A 21,034-nucleotide genomic window follows, 5' to 3' on the forward strand; every position below is an offset into this window, starting at 1 on the left:
CGCAGCCCGGCGGCCTGCCCGCTGCCAGGAGAAGTGATGAGAAGACGGCAACCCATGGCGTACGCGTTCGTCCCGCTCGCCCTGTTCGCGGCCCTGGCCGCCGGGTGCGGGTCCGGTGGCGACGACGGCCCGGCGGTCGCCTCGGCCGGCGGCACCCCGACCGCGGCGGCCACCAGCGGCGCACCGGCACCGGAGGACGCCGCGGACCGGGCGCTGAAGTTCGCACAGTGCATGCGCGAGCACGGCGTCGACATGCCCGACCCGGAGATCGACGGCGGCCGGATCAGCCAGCGGATCAACGCCAAGCCCGGCGTCGACGTGCAGGCCGCGCAGGAGGCGTGCAAGGAGTTCTCGCCGTCCGGCGGACCCGGCGGCGGTCAGCCCGACCCGCAGATGCGGGAGCGGATGCTGGCGCACGCCCAGTGCATGCGGGAGAACGGCGTCGAGAGCTTCCCGGACCCGGACCCCAACATGGGCGGCGGCATCAAGATCGACGGGAAGATCGCTTCCGACCCGGACTTCGAGGCCGCGAACAAGGCCTGTGAGGCGGAGCTCGGCCGGCCCGGAGCCAAGCCGTGAGCCGGCGCCGGGGGCGCGGACCCAAGATCGCCGGTGGTGCGGTCACCGTGCTGGCCGTCGGAGCGGCGGCCGCGGCGACGATCGGGTTCGGCTTCGGCGACCGGGACGCGGGCTCGCCCGCGGCGGCCCTGCCACCGGCGACGGCGACCGTGAACCGGCAGACCCTCGACGACACGCAGACGGTCGACGGGACGCTCGGTTACGGCGACACCACCACGCTGACCGGGCGCCTCGGTGGGACGGTCACCGCCCTCCCGTACGCCGGATCGGTCATCGCCCGTGGCAAGCCGATCTATTCGGTGGACGACGAGCCGGTCGTGCTGATGCTCGGCGCCCTGCCGGCCTACCGCGCGCTGGGTGACGGCGACGAGGGCGCCGACGTCAAGCAGCTCGAGCAGAACCTGCGGGCCCTCGGCTACACGGGCTTCACGGTCGACGACGAGTACACCTCGGCGACGGCCGAGGCGGTGCGCGACTGGCAGGAGGACCTCGGCGTCGACGAGACCGGCCGGGTGGACCTCGGCCGCGTCGTGTTCGCGCCCGGCGCGATCCGGGTCGACAGCGTGACCGCGAAGCTGGCCGGCGCGGCCGGGCCGGGTCAGGAGGTGTTGGCGTACACCGGGACCAGCCGGGTGATCACGGTGCAGCTCGACGTCGCCGACCAGCGGTTGGCCAAAACCGGCACGGCGGTGACGGTCGCGCTGCCGGACGGGAAGCGCGCGGACGGGAAGGTGACGCGGGTCTACACGGTGATCGAGGCGAGCGACGACCCGAACGGCGATCCGGAGACCAGGATCGAGGCGCAGGTCGCCCTGTCAGACCCGAAGGCCGGCGCGGGGCTGGACGTCGCCGCGGTCCAGGTGACGTTCACCGCCGCCCAGCACGCCGACGTGCTCACGGTGCCGGTGGCGGCGCTGGTCGCGCTGGCCGAGGGCGGCTACGGGGTGGAGCTGGTCGAGGGGTCGACGACCCGGTACACCCGCGTCGAGACCGGGCTGTTCGCCAACGGCCGGGTCGAGATCACCGGCGACGGCATCGCCGAGGGCGTCACGGTCGGGATTCCGAAATGATCGAGCTGACGGACGTCTCGAAGGTCTACCCGGGCGGCGTCGCGGCGCTGCGCGGGGTGAGCGTGGCGATCGGCGAGCGGGAGCTGGTCGCGATCGTCGGACCGTCCGGGTCCGGCAAGTCGACGATGCTGCACCTGCTCGGCACGCTCGACGTGCCGAGCGCCGGGACGGTCAGGGTGGACGGGCACGACGTGTCGCGCCTGTCCGACCGGCAGCTCTCGGCGCTGCGGGCCCGCCGGATCGGCTTCGTGTTCCAGAGCTTCCACCTGGCACCGGGCGTGAGCGCGCTCGACAACGTCGCCGACGGTCTGTTGTACGCCGGTGTGCCGCTCACCGAGCGCCGGCGCCGGGCGGCCGAGGCGCTGGACCGGGTCGGGCTGTCGGAGCGGCTCGAGCACGAGCCGCACGAGCTTTCGGGCGGCGAGCGGCAGCGGGTGGCGATCGCCCGGGCCGTCGTCGGTGCGCCGGGCGTGCTGCTGGCCGACGAGCCGACCGGCAACCTGGACTCGGCGGCCGGCGCGGGCGTGCTGGCCCTCCTGCGCGACCTGCACGCGGCGGGCACCACGGTCGTGGTGATCACCCACGACCGGGAGATCGCGGCGAGCCTGCCCCGCCAGGTGCGGATGCGCGACGGGGCGGTGGTCGCGTGAGCACGCTGGCACCGGCCCGGCTGCGCCCGCGCGACGTCGTGCGGGTGGGTGCGGTGGGCCTGCGTACCCGGCCGACCCGGGCTCTGCTCTCCGCGTTGGGCATCGCGATCGGCATCGCGGCCATGATCGCGGTGGTCGGCATCTCCGCGTCGTCCCGGGCCGACCTGGACCGCGAGCTGGCGGCCCTGGGGACGAACCTGCTGACCGTCACGCCCGGGAAGTCCATCTTCGGCGAGGACGCGAACCTGCCGCTGGCGGCCGAGTCGATGATCGAGCGGATCGGACCGGTCCGGTCGACGTCGGCGGTCGGCGCCGTCGGTGGCGCGAGCGTCTACCGCACGGACCGGATCCCGCAGGCACAGACCAACGGCCTTGCCACGTACGCCGCGCGGATCGACCTGCTGGACACCGTTTCGGCGGCAGTCCGAAGTGGAGTCTGGCTGAACGAGGCGACGGCAGGTTATCCGGCGGTCGTCCTCGGCGATGCCGCGGCCCGCCGGCTGGGCATCGGTCACGCCGGGCCGGACGTCTCGATCGTGGTGGGCGGCGAGGAGTTCGTGGTGGTCGGCATCCTGGCGCCGGTCGCGCTCGCCGAGAACCTGGACAGCGCCGCCATCATGGGCTGGCCGGTGGCACAGCGGCTGTTCGGCTTCGACGGCCATGCCACGACCGTCTACACGCGTTCGGACGAGTCCCAGGTCGAAGCGGTCCGCGCGGTCCTGGGCCCGACCGCGAACCCGGAGGCACCGAACGAGGTCGACGTGTCGCGCCCGTCGGACGCCCTGACGGCCCAGCGCGCGGCCGGCGCGGCGTTCACGGGCCTGCTCCTGGGCCTGGGCGCGGTGGCGTTGCTGGTCGGCGGCGTCGGGGTGGCCAACACGATGGTCATCTCGGTGCTGGAACGCCGCGGTGAGATCGGCCTGCGCCGGTCGCTGGGCGCGACCCGCGGCCAGATCCGCACCCAGTTCCTGGCGGAGTCGCTGCTGCTGTCGGCCCTGGGCGGCATCGGCGGCGTGCTGCTCGGCGTCGTCGTGACCACCGGGTACGCGTACTACCAGGGTTGGCCGACCACGGTGCCCGGCTGGGCAACGGCGGGCGGGTTGGCGGCGACCGTGGTGATCGGGGGGATCGCCGGGCTGTATCCGGCCATCCGCGCGGCCCGCCTCTCCCCGACGGAGGCGCTCGCGACGCCGTGAAGTCAGCGGTCGACGAGCAGGTCGGCGACCGGTCCGGCGGTGAGCATGCCGCTGGCGGCGCCGGCCAGCTCGTCGGCCGCCGGGGCGAGCGCGGCGCGGGCCACGGCGGCCCGGTCCTGGTCACCGAGCCGCATCGCGGCCCGGGCCGTCAGGCACCAGAGGGCTTCCTGCATGAGGTCCGGCGGCGGGTCCGGAGCCCGGCGCAGAGCTCCCCTGTCCCGCTCTAGCAGCGGGCGCGCCCACGGCGCGTAGGGACCCCAGTCCGTGTCGGCGGGGAAGTCCAGGTCCAGGCCGCGCCAGGTGCGCAGGCACAGCAGCGCCAGCGGCAGCAGGCCCTCCTCGACGCCGGGCATCCCCGCTCCCCGCAGGGTCGTCGCGGCCGCGCGGTAGGCGGCTTCGACCGCGGGTGTCGCACCGCCGGTGGCGGCGAGCCGCAGGGCCGCGTACCAGGCCGTGAACACGCCGACCAGGGGCCGGCCGTGCCGCGCCGCCAACGCGTCGGCTGCGGCGGCGTGCGCGTCCGCCGCGGCGAAGTCGGCCAGCGCCGACCGCGACTGCAGCCGGATCAGGTGGCCGAGGATCTCGTACGACGCGAGGCCGTGGCGGGCCGACAGCGCGACCAGTTCCGCGCCGATCGCGTCCCGCTGCGGCGCCAGCCCTGGCCGCCCGAACGTCTGCATGTAGCGGCCGTTCAGCGCGAACGCCAGCAGCGCCTGGTCGCCGAGCTCCCGCGCGATCCGCTCCGCCTCGACCGCGGCCCGCGCGCCCCGCGGCGTGCCGGTGCCGCGCGACTCGACGGCGATGGTCGCGAGCAACCGGGCCGCGACCGGCGAGCCGGGCGGCACCGCCGACAGCGCGCGCTGCGCGGCGGCCACGACCCGGGCGGCCAGGGGCGGGTCGTCGGATCTCGGCCAGATGGCGGGCACGTCGTAGCTGCCGATCACCCGGGCCGTCAGCTCCGGGTCGCCCAGGCGTTCCGCCGCCTCGATGATGGTCAGGCGCTGCTCGCGCGCCGCGGCCAGGCCGCCGCCGACCGCCAGGCCGCGCAGCAGGTCGACCGTCGACTCCAGGCGGGCCGGTGTGCCGGAGCCGACCGTGCGGTCGTAGGCCGCGGCCGCTTCCGCCCACAAGTCGTCCGTTGGGCGCAGGATGTCCGTTTCCAGGCGGCGTAGCTCCGGGCCCGGGTCCACTCCGAGCTGGTCCCGCAGCAGGGCGCGGGCCCGGCGCAGGACCGCGAGGGCGTCGCCCTGGCGGTTGGCTCGCCACAGCGCCTCCGCCAGCAGGCGCCACGCGGTCTCGCGCCACGGGTGGCCGGCCGCGTGGGCGTCCAGCTCCGGGACCGCCTCCGCGGCGCGGCCCGTGGACAGCAGCTCGGCGGCGTGCAGCTCGACCGCGCGCAGGCGCAGCTCCTCCAGGCGCGCCCGTTCCGCGGTGGCCCACGGCTCGTCCAGGCCGGCGTACGCCGGACCCCGCCACCAGCCGAGCGCCTCCGGCAGCAGGTCTTGTGCGGCGACCGCAGCCTCGAAGCGCCAGGCGTCGACGGCGTCCGGCGGCAGCCGCAGCGCGTACCCCGGGCCCTCGGTGACCAGCACGCGGGCCGGCGTGCGGGGTGGCCGGTCAGGTTCCAGCGCGCGGCGCAGCGCCGCCACGAACGTGCGGAGCGCACTCACCGCGCCCGCCGGCGGGTCCGGCCAGAGATCGTCCGCCAGGCGGTCGACCGGCACCACCCGCCCGCCGGCGGCCACCAGGCGGGCCAGCACCGCCCGGTGCCGCGGGCCGCGCAGGTCGATCGGGGTGCCGTCCGCGGCCCACGCGACCACCGGGCCCAGGACGCCGATTTCGACAGACACGCAGGTCAACGTAGCGCGCTCATCGGTTGCTCATCCGCCGCCGGCACGCTGGCGGTGATCGACCACGTTGAAGGGAACACACATGATCTCCGGTTTCGAGCAGCGCCGCGTCACCGTCGCCGACGGCGTGCGCCTGCACGCCGCGGTGGGTGGTGCGGGTCGCCCGATCGTGCTCCTGCACGGCTTTCCGCAGACCCACCTGATGTGGCGGCACGCCGCCGCCGACCTGGCCGCGGACCACACGGTCATCTGCCCGGACCTGCGCGGGTACGGCGCCAGCGACAAGCCGGCCGCGGTGAGCGAGGACACCTATTCCAAGCGGACCATGGCCGCCGACGTCGTGGCCCTGGCCCGTGAGCTCGGCCACGACCGGTTCGCCCTCGCCGGGCACGACCGCGGTGCGCTGGTCGCGTTCCGCGCCGGCCTCGACCATCCCGACACCGTCACCCACGTCGCGCTGCTCGACGTGCTGCCGACGCTGGACATGTGGGACGTGCTGCACGGCGTCGACGCGGCCGTGGCGTACCACCTCTATCTGATGGCGCAGCCACCCGGTCTGCCCGAGCGGATGATCGAGGCGAGCGCGGACGCGTTCTTCGGCTCCTTCCTCGACGCCTGGGGCAAGAACCCGGCGGCGATCCCGCCCGACGTGCGCGCCGCCTACCTGGCCGCCTCCCGGGCCGCGGTGCCGTCGATCGTGGCCGACTACCGCGCCTCCGCGGGCATCGACGTCGCGCACGACCGCGCCGACCGGGCCGCCGGGCACCGCCTGGCCATGCCGGTCACGGTCGTGCAGCAGGACTGGGGCGCGGCCCTCGGCTACGACGCGGCGGCGCTGTGGCGGGCCTGGGCGCCCGACCTCGTGCACCGCACCACGACGGCCGGACATTTCATGGTGGAAGAAAGACCCGCGGAAATCGTCAATCTGTTGCGTGAACTGCCTACTCGGTAGGACGATGCCGCACATCGGGTCCGTCGTGCTGGGCGGGGGTGGCGCTCTACGGTGGACAGCGATGCCGCAGTAGGGAAGGGGCCACGACCCGTGCACGAGGTTTCGGAGTCTCCGCAGGAGTGGCAGGGCGACGCCGTCGACGATCCACTGCCGACGGTCCACCGCCGGGTGATGCTGACCGACCTGCCAGAGAGCGGTCTGGCCGACATCGCCCGCCGGCTCAAGCTCGCCCTGCCCGAACCCGATCCAGCGAGACCCGAAACCGTGCGCACGTTGGCGCTCGACCTTGATCCTGCCTCTGAGTTCGAGCGCGGGCGCACGCCCGCGATTGAGCGCGGGTCCCAGCCCGCGGGCGAGCGCGGGCCCGAGCCTGAGGGCGTGGCCGAGCCCGAGTACGCGACCGCACCCCCAGCCGGAGCCGAGCCCGAGTCCGCAGCCGAAGCCGCAGTCGAGCTCGAACTCGCGACGGAACCCCACCCCCGGTTGGACGAGACCCGGCCCGCGCTCGCCGCCCTACCAGCAGCCGACATCGAGGAGCTAGCCAGCGGCCTGTTGGCGCGCGTCGTGGGCGGCCCGTCGCACGGCCAACCCGCCGCCACCGACGAGCTCTACCGGCACCTGTCACTCGCCAACGTCCAGCGGATCGACGCGTTCGTCTACCGGGTGGAGGTCGGCCGACCGGTCGTGGTCGTCCGGCCCTCCACCGCCCCCGAGGGCACCCGCACCCTGCACCGCGTCGTCCGCGCCGCGGACGTCTGGATCGGGGTGCCGACCGCGACGATCCTCAACCCACCGACCGACCTCCACGAAGCCGTCTACTACGCCCTGGACTAGGGCCTAGTCCACGAAGATCGTCTTCTTCTGGTTCTCGATGCTCTTCAGGATGTTGGGTGCGTCGCCCGGCTTCTTGATGAACTCCTGGAACGCCGGGATGATCACCGTGGAGGCGAAGTCCGGCCGGGTGTCCCGGTCGAGGAACTGCGCGATGTTCTTGGCGCTGCCGACCAGCTCCGCCGACTTCTTCTGGATCGTCGTGTAGGCGCTCGTGTCGGCCTTGGCGTTCGACGAGATGAACGGCTCGCCGAGCTTGCTCGCCTCCGCCGCCGCGTTCGGGCTGGCCAGGTAGGCCAGCAGCTTTTTCGCGCCGCCCTCGTTCTTCGGCTTCGCGCTCATGCAGAAGCCGTCGATCGGCGCGTCGATGGCGTCCGCGCCGATCGTCGGGTCGATCTCCGGGAAGGTGAACAGGTCGACGTCCTCCCGCTCGTCCTGCGGGAACTGGTCGAGCAGGAACGTGCCGAGCAGGTACATGCCGGCCTTCTTCTGCTGCAGCGCCTGCGCCGCCTCCTGCCACGTGCGGCCCAGCGAGTCGGTCGCGTGCAGCGGCAGGAACTGCGCCCACGTGTCGAAGACCTTCCGCACCTCGGCGCTCTCCCAGGAGCCCTTGCCAGCCATCAGGTCGACGTGGAACTGGTAGCCGTTGATCCGCAGGTTGAGGATGTCGAACGTGCCCATCGCCGGCCAGCCGTCCTTGTCGGCGAAGCTGATCGGGGTCAGGCCGTCGGCCTTCATCCTGCCGGCGAGCGTCACCAACTCGTCGAACGTCTGCGGCACGAGGTAGCCGCGCTCGGTCCAGAGGCTCTTGCGGTAGAACATCGCCCACGGGTAGTAGGACTGCGGCACGAAGTACTGCTTGCCGTCGTCGCCGGTCGACGCCGTCTTGAACGATTCGTTGACGCCGTCGAGGGGCCAGACGTCGCTGATGTCGCCGATCAGGCCGCGCCGGGCGAAGAACCGCATCCGGTAGCCCGCGAACCAGGAGAACACATCGTCCGGGTTGCCTTGCAGGTAGTTGTTGATGTTCTCCTGGAACGTGTTGTGGTCGATCTCGTTGAGCTTGACCGTGTAGCCGGCGTTCTTGGCCTGGAAGTCGGCCGCGGCCGCCTGGCGTTGCTTGGCGAACGTCGAGCCGACCTCGTTGGAGCCGAAGGTCACCTCGCCACCGGCGGCACCACCGCCGTTGTCGTCGTCGCCGCACGCGGCGAGCGCGGGCGCGGCCGCCAGGGCCGCCGCGCCGAGCAGCAGGGACCGCCGGGGCACGGGCATACCGAACAGGGCGGGAGCCGGGGAAAACTGGTCTTTCATCCGATCCTCCAGACGACGAGCGATGCAGATCAGCAGAGGAGGCGGGCGTCGGCCCAGTCGGCGTGGTCGTAGTCGACGCCGTTGCCGCCGTCGCCGACCACGAGGCGCAGCGCCGCGCGGCCGGTCACGTCGAGGTCGACCACCACCGGGCCGCTGGCGAGCGTCACCGCCGGGCTGGTGTAGAGGGTCGCGCCGTCGGCCAGCACCGTGAAGACCACCCGGGCGGTGGCCGAGCTGACCTCGGCGTCGATGCCCGCGACGGCGGTGAACCGCTCGCAGGCGCCGTTGAGGTTGACGGTCAGGTCGCCGGGCGCGTGCGCGCCGATGCCACGGACGTAGCTGACCCCGCCGACGGTGACCACCGCGCCGTCGCCCGCGGCCTGCTCACCGTTGGACTGGTCGCGCTCCGCCGGCCCCCAGCCGTTGCCGCCGGTGAACCCCGGCACCGAGCCGGTGCCGGGCGCCGCGCAGGTCAGCGTCGCACCACCCCAGTCGGCGTGGTCGTAGTTGGCGTTGTCCCGACCGTCGGTGACGCGAAGCTCCAATGTGGCGTATCCGCCCGTCGCCACGCGCAGCGAGGTCGGCCCGTCCGCGGCCCGTTTCACCGGGCTGTAGGCGAGCAACCGCCCGTCGCCGTACACCTGGAAGCGCACCGACGCGGCGGCGTTGGTCACCTCGTCGTCGACGCCGACGGACGCGGAGAACAGCGGGCAGGCGCGACCCAGGTAGAGGTGCACGGCGCTGTCCGCGTGCACGCCGACGCCCTTCGCGTACGTCGTGCCGTTGACGGTCAGTGTGCCGCCGTCCCCGGCGGCCTGCTCGCCGTTGGCCCGGTTGCGCTCGGCCGGACCCCAGAAGTTGCTGGACGCGAGCCAGGCCGCGTCGCCGACCTGGTGCGTGCCGGCCGCGGGTGCGGCGGCCAGGGAGCCGGACCGGTTGACCCGGAACATCGCGACGCCGTGCGCGGGCACGCTCGCCGAGACGGCCCCGGTCGAGGTCGAGGTGGCACCGGTCCAGAGGTTGCGCAACGCGTACCCGGTGGAGCCGCCGAGGCCGACCTCGGCGGCGGAGGTGGTGATCGTCGCGGTCGCCGCCGTGCGGTTGAAGAGCACGACCGCGGCACCGCCGTCGCTCATCGGCTTGGCCCAGACCTCCGTCTCGCCGAAGTCGCGCATCTTGCGGCCCTGCGAACCGCCCCAGTCCTGGTTGACCGCGATCACCTCGGCGTTGCGGATGATCGCAAGCGTCTGCGCGGACATCGACCGCAGGTCGTTGCCGAGCAGCAGCGGCGCGTTGAGCAGGGCCCAGAGGCTGAAGTGGGCCGTGTATTCCGTGGTGGTCATGCCGCCGTTGCCGACCTCGAGCATGTCGGGGTCGTTGAAGCCGTTGTTGCGGGCGAACGGCTCGAGCCCGACCTGCTGGTCGAGCAGCGAGAGCACGCTGCCCCAGGTGTCGGTGATGTCGCCGGTAGTGCGCCACAGGCTGCCGCCGACCCGGGGCGCGAACAGCCACGGCTCGGCCAGGCCCCAGTTGCAGATGCTGTAGACGATCGCCCGCCCGGACGCCTTCAGCGCGTCGCCCATCGCCTGGTAGCGCTGTGCGTCCGGCCGGCCCTGGTGGTTGCAGTTGTCGTACTTGAGGAGGTCGACCTCCCAGGCGGCGAACGTGTTGGCGTCGATCACCTCGTGGTCGAGGCTGCCGGGCAGCCCCTGGCAGGTCGCGGTGCCGGCGGACTCGTAGATGCCCAGCTTGAGCCCCCGGGCGTGGACGTAGTCGGCCAGGGCCTTGATCCCCGACGGGAACCGGGTCGGGTGGGGCTGCAGGCGGCCCTGCGCGTCGCGGGTGGAGGCCATCCAGCAGTCGTCGATGTTGACGTACCGGTAGCCCAGGTCGTCGAGGTTGTTGGCGACGATCGCGTCGGCGGTCTGCCGGATCAGGTTCTGGTCGATGTCGCAGCCGAACCTGTTCCAGCTGTTCCAGCCCATCGGCGGCGCCGTGATCGGCACGACCGGGGTCGCGGCCGCGGCGGGCGACGGGACGGCCAGTACGGCCGCACCGAGGATCATGGCGACCGACAAAGCGAGCGGTTTACGCATGATCAGCACCAATCTTCGTGCCGCTACAACGTTACGTCAGTAAATATTGACGGTTACGATCATGCAAGGTGTTCGATCTATGGAGGTGCGCGATGCGCAGCCCGAGACGGCTGACGGTGCGCGACCGGATCGTCGTCGCGCTGATGATCGGCGTACCGCTGCTGTTCGTGATCCTGCTGGTCTGGTTGCCGGCGCTCGGGTCGGTCGCCCTCTCGTTCTCCCGATGGGAGGGGTTCGGGGGCCTGGGCTCGATCGACTGGATCGGCTTCGAGAACTACAAGAACATCGCCACGATCTACCCGCCGTTCTGGCCGGCGATCTGGCACAACGTCATCTGGGTCGGCTTCCTGTTCCTGATACCGACGCCGCTCGGGATGTTCCTGGCTGTGCTGCTCGACAAGGAGATCCGCGGCAGCCGGTTCTACCAGACCGCGTTCTACCTGCCGGTCATCCTGTCGCTGGCGCTCACCGGCTTCATCTGGCAGCTCATCTACTCGCGCGACCAGGGCCTGCTCAACGCGGTGCTGGGGACGCAGATCGACTGGTACGGCGACCCGAACGTCAACCTGTGGGCGGTGCTGGCGGCCACCGCCTGGCGGCACACCGGCTACATCATGCTGATCTACCTGGCCGGGCTGAAGGCGGTCGACGCCGGCCTGCGCGAAGCGGCCAAGGTGGACGGTGCCAGCGAGGCGCGGACGTTCTTCTCGGTCGTCTTCCCGGTCATGCGCCCGATCAACCTGATCGTCCTGGTGATCACGATCATCGAGTCGCTGCGGGCGTTCGACATCGTCTGGATCGTCAACAAGGGCCGCAACGGGCTCGAGGTGATCGCCGCGCTGGTGGCGCAGAACATCATCGGCGAGGCCAGCCGGATCGGCTTCGGGTCGGCACTGGCGACCATCATGCTGCTGATCTCGTCGATCTACGTCGTCGTGCACCTGCGCGCCACCACGAGGGGTGATGACCGGTGAAGCCGCGTCTCGTGCTGCACGCATTCCTCGCCGTCATGGCGGTCGGCTGGCTCGTCCCGTTGCTGTGGGGCGTCTTCAACTCGCTGCGGGACTACAGCTACACCGGTACGCACGGCTACTTCTCCTTCGGCGGCTTCACCTTCCAGAACTACGTGGACGCCTGGGAGCGTGCGGAGTTCGGCGAGAAGTTCCTCAACTCGATCTACATCACCGTGCCGGCCGTGGTCGCGACGCTGTTCCTGGCCTCGTGCGCCGCGTTCGTCCTGGCCCGCTTCAGCTTCAAGCTAAACCTGACGCTGCTGGGCATCTTCGTGGCGGCCAACCTGCTGCCGCCACAGGCGCTGCTGATCCCGGTCTACCGGGCGTTCCGGGAGCTGGGGCTGCTCGACAGCTACATCGGCGTGGTGCTCATCAACACCGCGTTCCAACTCGGCTTCTGCACGCTGGTGCTGAGCAACTACATGAAGACCATCCCGCACGAGTTGTACGAGTCGGCAGAGGTCGACGGCGCCGGCGTCCCCCGGCAGTTCTTCACGCTGACCCTGCCACTGGTGCGACCGGCGTTGGCGGCACTGACCACGCTCCAGGTGACCTGGATCTACAACGAGTTCTTCTGGCCGACGGTCCTGATCACCGACGGCGACAAATACCCGATCACCAGCTCCCTGAACAACCTCCGCGGCGAGTTCTTCACGGACTACAACCTCTTGTCGGCCGGCTCGATCATCGTCGCGCTGCCCACGCTGCTGGTGTTCTTCGTCCTCCAACGACAGTTCGTCTCGGGCCTGACCCTGGGTTCCACGAAGGGCTAGACATGCCCCGCGCTTAGCGAACGGATCGCACGGCGACACGGCTCCTGGCGACACCCCAGCACGAACGGGAGGCTGACGCGTTCGCGGCGGAGTTCCTTACCCCGCGCGACAGCATCCTGCCTGCGCTGCCCGGCCGGGCAGAACTGCGCCGGTTGGCCGAGCTGCAAAAGGTCTGGGGTGTGTCGGTGGACTCACTCCTGTACCGATGCCGGGAGGTGGGGCTGTTGTCGGAGCAGGCCGCAGGCCGTGCGTGGCGGCGGCTGGAGCTTGTCACACCGACGTCCGGTGCTCCGGCTGGTTCCCTAGCCGGCTAGCGACCCGCCAGCGGGAGGACCGAATCCGGGAGGCGGCCCGTTGGGCGGTAGACCACGCACATGATGACGCGGTCGCCGTCCGCCCAGGTCTCGGCTGTTGGCAGGACCGGGTAGAAGTCGAGGCCCTCGGCCGACGGGCCGCGCCACAGTTTGTCGAATGCCTGGCCGCAGCGGTCCCAGCCGAACGCCGCGACGGTCGGGCGGTCGAAGGTGCCCTCGGCCGCGTGCACGAAACCGTACGACTGGTTGTCGGCGCCCTCCGTGCACGGCACGTAGACGACCACCTTGTCGTTGGCCATCCGGTCGTACTCCGGGTCGTCGAAGCACTCGGTGGCCTCGATGTTGAGCAGGCCGGTGGTCTCGGCGTCGAGGAAGGCGTCGGTCTTCTTCACCGGTGCGTCCGGCGGCGTGGCGAACAGCGTTCCGAGTGCCAGCGCCGTGGCCGCCACTCCGACCCAGCGGATAACAGGCACCCGGGGACCGTAGGCGGCCGCGCTGGCTGCCGGGCCAACGCCGGATGTCGGTCCGGCTGCGCTCGGATGGCCGCCTGTCAGCGGTCTTTCAGCTGTTCTTCAGTTCATCCGTAGGAAACGTCGAGGTGCGGTGGCCGTTGATCGGCTTTGGCTGAATGCGCGTGTCGCAAATCCCTGAGGAGGGACCAAAGTTGAGTGAGGTCAAGAGGCCTTTCCACGCCGGCCGTCGTCGCGCGGCGATCGCGGCGATCGGTGCCGCGGCGCTGTTCGCCGGTGGTGTCGCGTTCGGCCCGGCCGCGTTCGGTGACGCCGCGCCTACCAAGTTCCCGGCTGCCGAGTACTACAAGCCGACCCCGGTGCCGGACCGGGTCATCCTGATCCCGACCGACCAGCCCGCCACCAGCCAGCGCGTCTCGTGGCGCGCCGAGGCGTCCGCCGAGTGGGCGCAGGCGCAGATCCTCGAGGCGCCCAAGGCCCTCGGCGACGTCGCGCCGGCCGCCGGCGCGGTGCGCACCGTCAAGGCGTTCGCCAACACCCCGGTCAACACCTCGCTGGGGTACGCCTCGACGTACCACTCGGTGGAGTTCACCGAGCTCAAGCCTGAGACGCGGTACACGTACCGGGTCGGCGACGGCACCAACTGGAGCGAGTGGATCGACTTCACCACCGCCGCCGAGGGCTTCTCGCCGTTCTCGTTCATCTACTACGGCGACGCGCAGAACTACATCGACAGCGCCGTGCCGCGGGTGTTCCGCCAGGCGTTCGCCGACCGGCCGCAGGCCAAGGTGATCGTCAACGCCGGTGACCTCATCGACTCCGCGAACAGCGAGGAGCAGTGGGGCCAGTGGTACAAGGCCGGCAGCTTCATCGACGGCCAGATCAACAACATCTCGGTGACCGGCAACCACGAGTACAGCGGCACCAGCCTGTCGTCGTTCTGGGCGCCGCAGTTCCCGTACCCGGACAACGGGCCGGCCTGGGGTGACGAGCCGGCGCTGAAGTCGACGTCGTACTCGGTCGACTACCAGGGTGTGCGGTTCATCGGGCTGAACACCAACGTCCAGAGCATCCCGCAGTACATGGACGCGCAGACCGCGTGGCTCGAGGGCCTGCTCAAGGACAACCCGAACAAGTGGACCGTGGTGACCTTCCACCACCCCGTCTACTCGACCGCCGAGGGCCGCAACAACCCGATCGTCCGGGCGCAGTGGGGTCCGCTGTTCGAGAAGTACGGCGTGGACCTGGTGCTCCAGGGCCACGACCACACCTACGGCCGGGGCAGCACCACCGCCTCCAAGAAGTCGGCGACCGTGCACAACAGCACCGTTTACGCGGTGTCGGTGTCCGGCGGCAAGATGTACGACGTCGACGGTTCCGTGTGGACCGACAACGGCGCCGACATCATGGCGAAGACCGAGGACTCGCAGCTCTACCAGATGATCGACGTCAAGGCGGACTCGCTGGTCTACGAGGCCCGCTACGCCAACGGCAAGCACTTCGACGGCGTCGTCGTGCGCAAGAACGACGCGGGCGAGCGGACCGTCAACGAGTGGCGCACGCCCGAGACCACCACGGGTGAGCACGTCATCGTCAACACGACCACGCCGAAGGTGGGCAGCAAGCTGGCCGTCACCGCCTACGGGTACGACCCGAGCGAGTCGGTCGACATCTACCTGCGCAAGACCAGCACCGCCGAGGGCAAGCCCGGCATCCTGATCGCCACCAAGAAGGCCGACGAGCTGGGCCGGTTGGACTACACGTTCACCCTGCCGGGCAGCGCGGCCGGCGGCAGCACCCACACGGTGTACCTGGAGAGCCGCACCCAGCAGATCTACAGCCCGCTGATCACCGTCAAGAAGTAACCCAGTTTCTGGTGCGGGCCGGCGCTTTTCGCGCCGGCCCGCATCGTCGTCCTGTTTGGAGCATCCGTGAGACGGTTGGTTCTCGGTGCGCTGGTCGCGCTGGCCCTCTTCGGCTCGGCCGCGCCGGCCGCCGCGCACCCGTTCGGCCCGCCCTCGACCGCGAAGGTCACCGTGCGCGGCACCTCGCTGACGCTGGTCTGGCACGCGGCCGAGGACGACTGGGTGGCGCTCGGCCAGTCCCTCGGCGCGTTCGACGACCCGTCCACGGAGCTGACCGGCGAGGAGAAGCTGCAGCGCTCGCCGGCGGTGCACCGGTACCTGCTGGAGCGGATGACCGTGTCGCAGGCCGGCCGCCCGTGCCCGGGGGAGCTGGGCGAGCTGAACGACCTGCTCGGCACCGGCGCGACGATCGAGTTCGAGTGCCCGGCCAAGATCGACGAGGTGAAGATCAAGCTGGCGGCGCTGATGGACCTGAACGACGCGTACCGCACCGTCCTGGTCGGTGACTCCGAGGCGCTGTTCACGGTGACGACGCCGGAGCAGCAGGTGCGGCTGCACGGGTCGGCGGTGCCGGGGGCGGTGCTGCCGCTCGCGATCGGCACGTTCGCCGTGGTCGTGCTCGGCGTAGTCGCGGCCGTGGTCCTGCGTCGCCGGCGGCGGTCCGCGTGACCGGGATCGAGGAGCTGGACAACCGGCTGATCACATTGTTCGACGGCGGCGCGGTCTTCTGGGTGTTGCTGCTGGTCGCCCTCGGCGTGGGTGCGGCCCACGCGGTGGCGCCGGGCCACGGCAAGACCATCACGGCGGCCTATCTGGTGGGTACGCACGGCCGCTACCGCGACGCTGTGCGGCTCGGCGTGATCGTGGCGGTCATGCACACGTTCTCGGTGCTGGTGCTGGCCCTGCTCTGGGTGGGGCTCAGCGTGTCGGCGAGCATCGGCACGAAGTCGGTCACGGCGTGGATGCAGGTGGCGGCGGGCCTCGTGGTGATCGCCGTCGGCGGCCGCCTCGCGTGGCGCCAACTCCGCCACCGCCACCAGCACAAGCACGGTCATCATCACCATCACTCGCACGGCGAGGGCCACCATCACTCGCATGGCGAGGACGAGGCGACCGATCCGTGGTCGCGGCGCGGCCTGGTGGCCCTCGCCCTGTCGGGCGGCCTGCTGCCGTCGCCGTCGGCGTTCCTGCTGCTGGTCAGTGGGCTGCTCACCGGCCGGTCGATGGACGCGTTGATCCTGGTGCTGGCGTTCGGTGTGGGCATGGCGGTGACCCTGACCGCGGTCGGCGTGGTCACGGTGCGGGGCTTCGGCGCGCTGGCCGCGCGTACCCGCAAATGGTCCGCGGTCGCGGCCTGGACCCCCGCGGTGGCCGGTGTGGCCGTCGCCACCGCGGGCTTCCTCTACGTCGCCGCGGCAGTCTCCACACTCACCACCTAGCGCGGTTTCGGCCCGCACCGAGGTGGGAAGGCGGCTTGGTGTGGGCATGTCGACGGCGGGTGCTCCCGCGCAGACCGAGACACGCGCTGTCGGCGGTGTTTCGGCGCGTTCGCGGCTGACCCGCGCCGGCCTGCTGGCCGCCGGCATCGGCCTGACGGTCTGGGGCGCGTTCCACGCGAAATCCGTCGGCGCCTCGTGGTCGGCGGCCTGGCACCACGTGGTGCAGTTGGGCTGGCTGTGGCTGATCGGCCTGGGTGTGCTGTGGTTCCTGGGGTTGTGCGTGCACACGATCGTGCTCACCGCCTCGATGCCGGGTCTGTCGCACCGGCGGGCGTTGGCGCTCAACCTGTCGGGCAGTTTCGTCGCGAACGTGTTGCCGCTGGGTGGGGTGGCCGGCACCGTGCTGAACCTAGGCATGGCCCGCACCTGGGGACACAGCAACATGGACTTCGCCCGGTTCGTCGTCGTGTCGAAGGCCGCGGACCTGGTGGCGAAGCTGATCTTGCCGGTGGCCGCCGTGGTCGCCTTGCTGGCGTGGGGTTCGGTGGCGCTCGGCCGGGGCAGCATGCTGTGGCTGTTGGCGTCGCTGGCGTGTCTGGGGGTGGCGGCGCTCGTGGCCGCGGCCATCGCCGGCCGGGCTAGACCCATGCTCCGCATGGTCGCCGCCCTCGAACGTTTCTGCCGTTGGTGTACCCGAAAGGTGGGCGCCCGGATCCCCGTGGAGTTCTCCGCGGACGCGGTCCGCCTGGCGGAGACCACGGACGGGCTGGTGCGCCGGCGATGGCTGCAGCTGACCGTCGGAATGGCCGGCTATCTCGTGCTGCAGGGCGGGTTGCTGTGGCTGTGCATGGTGGCGGTCGGTGTCCACCTGTCGCCGCCCGTGATCTTCGCCGGCCTGGTCGCGGAACGGGTGCTCACCCTGTTCGCGTTGACCCCCGGTGGGGTGGGGCTGGTCGAGACCGGCGCGATCGCCGTCCTGATCGCCCTGGGCACCGCCCCGACCGGCGCGCTGGCCGGTGTCCTGCTCTATCGCGCGTACATCTTCCTCGCCGAGATCCCCTTCGGTGGCCTCGCCACCGTCCTGTGGCTGGTCGGCCGGGGCACCACCCGACGAAAGGCCGTGACGACCTGAGCACGTAGCTGCCACCGCCAGCGGACTGGAGGCCTACCGCGATGCGCATCGCCCACGTGACCGACGTCTATCTGCCTCGCGTCGGCGGGATCGAGTTGCAGGTGCACGACCTCGCGGCCAGGCAGCGGGCGGCCGGACACGAGGCGGTCGTCGTGACGGCCACGCCGGGACCCGGCCTGGAGTCGGTGGTGCGGCTGGGCGAGGGCGCACTCCAGCTCGGCACCTACCGTGGCATGTGGCCCGGTTCCGGCCGCCAGGCGTTGGCGCTGTCGGGTGCCGACGTCGTACACGCGCATGTCTCGTCCTTTTCGCCGCTCGCGTGGGCCGTCTGCCGGGCGGCCGCCGCGCGGGAGGTGCCGACCGTGGTGTCCGTGCACTCGATGTGGCAGGACGTCCCGATGTTCCGCCACTACGTGCGCCTGAAAGGGGCCGCCGGCTGGCCGGTCGTGTGGACCGCGGTCAGCAACGCGGCGGTAGGTGGGGTTCAGGAGGCCCTGCACGGGGCGCCGGTGGCCGTGCTGCCCAACGGAATCGACCCGGCCGACTGGCTGCTGCCGGCCCGGCGGCGCGGAGACGACGTGCTCACGTTCATCAGCGTCATGCGGATGACCCGCGGCAAGCAGCCACGGGACCTGCTGAAGACGCTGCTGTCGCTGAGCGCGAGCCGGCCCGGCCGGTTCCGGGCGGTGCTGGTGGGCGACGGCCCGTTGCTGCCGAGCCTGCGCCGCGACCTGAACGCCGCCGCACCCGGCACGGGAATCCGGCTGACCGGCGCGCTCGACCGGAGCAGCATCCGCCTGCTGCTCGCCCGGTCCGACGTCTACCTGGCGCCGTCCCCGCGGGAGTCGTTCGGCATCGCCGCGCTGGAGGCGCGCAGCGCCGGCCTGCCGGTCGTCGCGCGGGCGGGCAGCGGGGTGGCCGACTTCATCCGGCACGGCACCGAGGGTTGGCTCGTGCGCTCCGGTGACGACCTGGCGCGGACCGTCGCCGGCCTGCTCGACGAGCCGGGGCGGCTGGCCGCCGTGGCACGGCACAACCGCAGCGTGGCGCCGCGGATCTCGTGGCAGACGGTCCTCGACTCCGCCGACGCTCTGTACGCCGCGGCGGCCCGGCGGATCGGGCTCGAGCCGGGGGAGCGCGGGGAGTTCGGCGAGCTCGCGGAGTTCGGCGAGTTCCGCGAGTTCGCGGGAAGTGCGGCATGACCCGCCCGGGCGGCTTCACGGTGGTCGCCTTCCACGCCCATCCGGACGACGAGGCCCTGCTCACCGGCGGCACGCTCGCCCGGCTCGCCGCCGACGGGCACCGGGTCGTGCTGGTCGTGGCCACGCTCGGCGAGGCCGGTCTGTCCGCCGGTCCGACGGGCGACGCACTGGCCGCCCGGCGGCGCGACGAGCTTCGCACGGCGGCGTCGGCGCTCGGGTGCGCACGGGTGGTGGAACTCGGCTACCTCGACTCGGGACTGCGCGCCGACTATCGCCCGCCGGACGGTGCGCACCGCTTCGTCGACGTGCCGGTCGCGACGGCGGCCGCACGTCTCGCCGAGATCCTGCTCGCCGAACGCGCCGAGGTGCTCACCACCTACGACCCGCGCGGTGGTTACGGACATCCAGACCACGTGCAGGTGCACCGCGTCGGCGCGGCGGCTGCCCGGCTGGCCGGCACGCCGATCGTGCTGGAAGCGACCGTCGACCGCCGGCCGCTGCGCCCGATCCTGGCCGTGCTGCGGTTGACCGGGTCGCTGCTGCCCCGCCTGCCCCTGGGCGGAGCGAGCACCGTCTTCACCGACCACGCGGTCATCACGCACGCGATCGACGTGCGGCCCTTCCTGCGCCAGAAACGCGCGGCGCTCAAGGCGCACGCCAGCCAGACCGAGGGTGGTCGGGGGCCGCGCACGCTGGCCATCCTCAGCCGCCTGCCGCTGCCGGTGTTGGCGGCGGTGGCGGGCCGGGAATGGTTCGTCGAGACCGGCCGCGCCCCGGGGCAGCCGTTCGCGGACGACGTCTTTCTCAGCTTGCGAGAGCGACCGGCCAGGTGCTGACGGTCGCGCACCGCGCGGGCAACCGAGTCGCCGACCTGCGTGCGGCGCTGGCATCCGATGTGGACCTGATCGAGGCCGACGTCCACCTCCGCGCCGGCACCCTCCAGATCGGACACGGAATCCTCGGCCGCCGCCTCGTGCCCGCGCCGACCCTCGACGAGATCCTCGCGGTCATGGACGGAGACCCGCGGCTGCTGCTGGATCTCAAGGGCCTCTCGACAGCGGTGGCCACCGCGGCTGCGGCCATGTTGGTCGACACGCCTGTCGCGCTGTCCGCGCGCAACTGGCGGATGTTCGACGCGTTCGGTCCCCGGCAACGTCTCTGGCGCATCTATGCGGCCGGCAACAGGTGGGAACTGCACCGGCTCCGCGAACGGATCGGCCACCCGTCCATCCGGGCCGTGTCGGTCCGGCGCCGCCTGCTGACTCCGGCCGTCGTCGCCGAACTGCGCGGGCACGGGATCACGGTGCTGGTGTGGCCGGTGAGTTCTAAGGCGGCGGTCGCCGACGCCCGCCGCCTCGGCGCCTCGGGCGTGATCGGAAAGAACCTGGCCCTGCTCGAAGGCATCAACCGGCAGCCGTGAGGCCCGCGGCTGCCCCGCACGGAGGGTGATCCACGTGACGCAGATCAACATCACCAAGGAGTCGCCGTCGTTCTGGCGCGCCTCTTTCGACAACCCGCCGGTCAACGTCTTCGGCGCGCAGATGATCATCGAGCTGCGCGCTCTGCTGTACGCGGCCGAGAACGATCCCGACCTCGTCGTCATCGTGTTCGAGAGCGCCGATCCTTCCTATTTCATCGCGCACTGGGACCTGGCCGACGACCTGTCCGCTCTGGCCGACCAGCCGCCGCCGGTCACCGGGCAGCAGCCGTTCGTGGACGTCATGGTGCGCATGAGCAAGCTGCCGGTCCTGACGATCAGCAAGCTCCGCGGTCGGGCGCGCGGGGCCGGCAGCGAGTTCCTGCTGGCGACCGACATCCGGTTCGCGAGCCGGGAGCGCACCCTGATCGGCCAGTTCGAGATGGGCGCGGGCAGCGTCCCGCCGGGCGGCGGGGCGCCGGCCCGCTTGCCGCGTCTCGTCGGTCGCGGGCGGGCGTTGGAAATCCTGATGGGCGCCCAGGACTTCGACGGGGACCTCGCCGAACGGTACGGCTACGTCAACCGGGCCGTTCCGGACGCCGAGCTGGACGATTTCGTCACGGCTTTCGCGAGCCGGGTGGCGGCGTTCGACCGCAAGGCAGTGGCGGAGATGAAGGGATGGGTGGACGCGGTCACCCTTCCCGACGACAGCGAGTTCCCGGCACAGTCGGCCGCCTTCGCGGCCCGGCTGGGCGGGCCGCGCTACCGGAGCTGGGCGGAACACGCGTTCGCAGCGGGCCTGCAGCAGTCAGGCGACGTCGAGGAGCGCCTCGGCACCGTTTCCGTCGATTTCTGAGCGCGCAGCCGCCGGAGA

At 71.7% G+C, this 21,034-nt stretch carries 21 protein-coding genes; 17 read left to right on the forward strand and 4 right to left on the reverse strand.

All coding sequences use genetic code 11. From position 1 onward, the window contains the following. Positions 1 to 36: 36 nt before the first annotated feature. From Air01nite_RS09670 to Air01nite_RS09685, 4 genes are read left to right on the forward strand one after another with little or no spacing between them, the layout of a single operon-like run. Complete coding sequence (locus Air01nite_RS09670) at positions 37 to 579, forward strand: hypothetical protein (RefSeq protein ID WP_203701645.1); 543 nt, start codon at positions 37 to 39, stop codon at positions 577 to 579. Next, positions 576 to 1,649 (forward strand): peptidoglycan-binding protein, encoded by a 1,074-nt coding sequence (locus Air01nite_RS09675; protein ID WP_203701646.1) that lies wholly within the window; start codon positions 576 to 578, stop codon positions 1,647 to 1,649. Before Air01nite_RS09670 ends, Air01nite_RS09675 begins: the two co-directional genes overlap by 4 nt. Continuing rightward, positions 1,646 to 2,299 carry an ABC transporter ATP-binding protein gene (locus tag Air01nite_RS09680; RefSeq protein WP_203701647.1) on the forward strand — a complete coding sequence of 218 codons (654 nt, stop codon included), beginning with the start codon at positions 1,646 to 1,648 and terminating at the stop codon, positions 2,297 to 2,299. Before Air01nite_RS09675 ends, Air01nite_RS09680 begins: the two co-directional genes overlap by 4 nt. Beyond that, positions 2,296 to 3,495, forward strand: a complete 1,200-nt coding sequence (locus Air01nite_RS09685) for an ABC transporter permease (RefSeq protein WP_203701648.1) — start codon at positions 2,296 to 2,298, stop codon at positions 3,493 to 3,495. The genes Air01nite_RS09680 and Air01nite_RS09685 overlap by 4 nt, the downstream gene beginning before the upstream one ends. Positions 3,496 to 3,497: 2 nt before the next feature. Here Air01nite_RS09685 and Air01nite_RS09690 read toward each other — a convergent pair whose 3' ends face one another. Beyond that, positions 3,498 to 5,345 carry an AfsR/SARP family transcriptional regulator gene (locus Air01nite_RS09690; protein ID WP_203701649.1) on the reverse strand — a complete coding sequence of 616 codons (1,848 nt, stop codon included), beginning with the start codon at positions 5,343 to 5,345 and terminating at the stop codon, positions 3,498 to 3,500. Positions 5,346 to 5,427: 82 nt separating this feature from the next. Here Air01nite_RS09690 and Air01nite_RS09695 point away from each other — a divergent pair, with 82 nt between their 5' ends. Continuing rightward, a complete protein-coding gene (locus Air01nite_RS09695; RefSeq protein WP_203701650.1) occupies positions 5,428 to 6,297 on the forward strand; it encodes an alpha/beta fold hydrolase in 870 nt (289 codons plus the stop codon). A 90-nt stretch (positions 6,298 to 6,387) separates the two neighbouring features. Next, on the forward strand, positions 6,388 to 7,131 hold the full coding sequence (locus tag Air01nite_RS09700; protein ID WP_203701651.1) for a hypothetical protein: 744 nt from the start codon (positions 6,388 to 6,390) through the stop codon (positions 7,129 to 7,131). A 3-nt stretch (positions 7,132 to 7,134) separates the two neighbouring features. Here the strand turns inward: Air01nite_RS09700 and Air01nite_RS09705 are convergent, their stop codons facing one another. Continuing rightward, positions 7,135 to 8,439: an ABC transporter substrate-binding protein gene (locus Air01nite_RS09705; protein ID WP_203701652.1), complete on the reverse strand. Its 1,305-nt coding sequence runs from the start codon at positions 8,437 to 8,439 to the stop codon at positions 7,135 to 7,137. A gap of 29 nt (positions 8,440 to 8,468) precedes the next feature. Continuing rightward, positions 8,469 to 10,535, reverse strand: coding sequence for an NPCBM/NEW2 domain-containing protein (locus Air01nite_RS09710; RefSeq protein ID WP_203701653.1), 2,067 nt, complete (start codon positions 10,533 to 10,535; stop codon positions 8,469 to 8,471). Between the two features lie 92 nt (positions 10,536 to 10,627). Here Air01nite_RS09710 and Air01nite_RS09715 point away from each other — a divergent pair, with 92 nt between their 5' ends. Genes Air01nite_RS09715 through Air01nite_RS09725 form a run of 3 tightly spaced genes read left to right on the forward strand, consistent with a single transcriptional unit; the run spans position 10,628 to position 12,635 of the window. Then, complete coding sequence (locus tag Air01nite_RS09715; protein WP_203701654.1) at positions 10,628 to 11,509, forward strand: carbohydrate ABC transporter permease; 882 nt, start codon at positions 10,628 to 10,630, stop codon at positions 11,507 to 11,509. Further along, a complete protein-coding gene (locus Air01nite_RS09720; RefSeq protein ID WP_239090610.1) occupies positions 11,506 to 12,321 on the forward strand; it encodes a carbohydrate ABC transporter permease in 816 nt (271 codons plus the stop codon). Before Air01nite_RS09715 ends, Air01nite_RS09720 begins: the two co-directional genes overlap by 4 nt. 44 nt (positions 12,322 to 12,365) lie before the next feature. Then, positions 12,366 to 12,635, forward strand: coding sequence for an ImmA/IrrE family metallo-endopeptidase (locus tag Air01nite_RS09725; protein ID WP_239090628.1), 270 nt, complete (start codon positions 12,366 to 12,368; stop codon positions 12,633 to 12,635). Here Air01nite_RS09725 and Air01nite_RS09730 read toward each other — a convergent pair. Continuing rightward, complete coding sequence (locus Air01nite_RS09730; protein ID WP_203701655.1) at positions 12,632 to 13,108, reverse strand: hypothetical protein; 477 nt, start codon at positions 13,106 to 13,108, stop codon at positions 12,632 to 12,634. The two genes, Air01nite_RS09725 and Air01nite_RS09730, sit on opposite strands and share 4 nt — an antisense overlap. 191 nt (positions 13,109 to 13,299) lie before the next feature. Between Air01nite_RS09730 and Air01nite_RS09735 the strand changes: the two genes are divergently transcribed. The 8 genes from Air01nite_RS09735 to Air01nite_RS09770 all read left to right on the forward strand — a co-directional run bounded on the left by Air01nite_RS09735 (position 13,300) and on the right by Air01nite_RS09770 (position 21,016). After that, positions 13,300 to 14,970, forward strand: coding sequence for a purple acid phosphatase family protein (locus Air01nite_RS09735; protein ID WP_203701656.1), 1,671 nt, complete (start codon positions 13,300 to 13,302; stop codon positions 14,968 to 14,970). 66 nt (positions 14,971 to 15,036) lie between these two features. Next, a complete protein-coding gene (locus tag Air01nite_RS09740; RefSeq protein ID WP_203701657.1) occupies positions 15,037 to 15,639 on the forward strand; it encodes a hypothetical protein in 603 nt (200 codons plus the stop codon). After that, positions 15,636 to 16,409, forward strand: a complete 774-nt coding sequence (locus Air01nite_RS09745) for a nickel/cobalt transporter (protein WP_203701658.1) — start codon at positions 15,636 to 15,638, stop codon at positions 16,407 to 16,409. The genes Air01nite_RS09740 and Air01nite_RS09745 overlap by 4 nt, the downstream gene beginning before the upstream one ends. 46 nt (positions 16,410 to 16,455) lie before the next feature. Then, positions 16,456 to 17,541: a lysylphosphatidylglycerol synthase transmembrane domain-containing protein gene (locus tag Air01nite_RS09750; protein WP_203701659.1), complete on the forward strand. Its 1,086-nt coding sequence runs from the start codon at positions 16,456 to 16,458 to the stop codon at positions 17,539 to 17,541. Positions 17,542 to 17,582: 41 nt separating this feature from the next. Further along, positions 17,583 to 18,743 carry a glycosyltransferase family 4 protein gene (locus tag Air01nite_RS09755; protein ID WP_203701660.1) on the forward strand — a complete coding sequence of 387 codons (1,161 nt, stop codon included), beginning with the start codon at positions 17,583 to 17,585 and terminating at the stop codon, positions 18,741 to 18,743. Continuing rightward, complete coding sequence (locus Air01nite_RS09760) at positions 18,740 to 19,579, forward strand: PIG-L deacetylase family protein (protein WP_203701661.1); 840 nt, start codon at positions 18,740 to 18,742, stop codon at positions 19,577 to 19,579. The genes Air01nite_RS09755 and Air01nite_RS09760 overlap by 4 nt, the downstream gene beginning before the upstream one ends. Continuing rightward, positions 19,573 to 20,163, forward strand: coding sequence for a glycerophosphodiester phosphodiesterase (locus tag Air01nite_RS09765; protein WP_203701662.1), 591 nt, complete (start codon positions 19,573 to 19,575; stop codon positions 20,161 to 20,163). The genes Air01nite_RS09760 and Air01nite_RS09765 overlap by 7 nt, the downstream gene beginning before the upstream one ends. A 34-nt stretch (positions 20,164 to 20,197) precedes the next feature. Further along, the gene (locus tag Air01nite_RS09770) at positions 20,198 to 21,016 is read left to right on the forward strand and encodes an enoyl-CoA hydratase/isomerase family protein (RefSeq protein WP_239090611.1); all 819 of its coding nucleotides are present in this window, start codon (positions 20,198 to 20,200) and stop codon (positions 21,014 to 21,016) included. Positions 21,017 to 21,034: the final 18 nt, after the last annotated feature.

It is taken from the genome of Asanoa iriomotensis (assembly GCF_016862515.1).
GTDB lineage: Bacteria > Actinomycetota > Actinomycetes > Mycobacteriales > Micromonosporaceae > Asanoa > Asanoa iriomotensis.

Coding starts and splice junctions, on each gene's coding strand:
- Air01nite_RS09670 (WP_203701645.1), top strand. CDS start 37: ATGAGAAGACGGCAACCCATGGCGTACGCGTTCGTCCCGCTCGCCCTG.
- Air01nite_RS09680 (WP_203701647.1), top strand. CDS start 1,646: ATGATCGAGCTGACGGACGTCTCGAAGGTCTACCCGGGCGGCGTCGCG.
- Air01nite_RS09695 (WP_203701650.1), top strand. CDS start 5,428: ATGATCTCCGGTTTCGAGCAGCGCCGCGTCACCGTCGCCGACGGCGTG.
- Air01nite_RS09705 (WP_203701652.1), bottom strand. CDS start 8,439: ATGAAAGACCAGTTTTCCCCGGCTCCCGCCCTGTTCGGTATGCCCGTG.
- Air01nite_RS09710 (WP_203701653.1), bottom strand. CDS start 10,535: ATGCGTAAACCGCTCGCTTTGTCGGTCGCCATGATCCTCGGTGCGGCC.
- Air01nite_RS09715 (WP_203701654.1), top strand. CDS start 10,628: ATGCGCAGCCCGAGACGGCTGACGGTGCGCGACCGGATCGTCGTCGCG.
- Air01nite_RS09750 (WP_203701659.1), top strand. CDS start 16,456: ATGTCGACGGCGGGTGCTCCCGCGCAGACCGAGACACGCGCTGTCGGC.
- Air01nite_RS09755 (WP_203701660.1), top strand. CDS start 17,583: ATGCGCATCGCCCACGTGACCGACGTCTATCTGCCTCGCGTCGGCGGG.
- Air01nite_RS09760 (WP_203701661.1), top strand. CDS start 18,740: ATGACCCGCCCGGGCGGCTTCACGGTGGTCGCCTTCCACGCCCATCCG.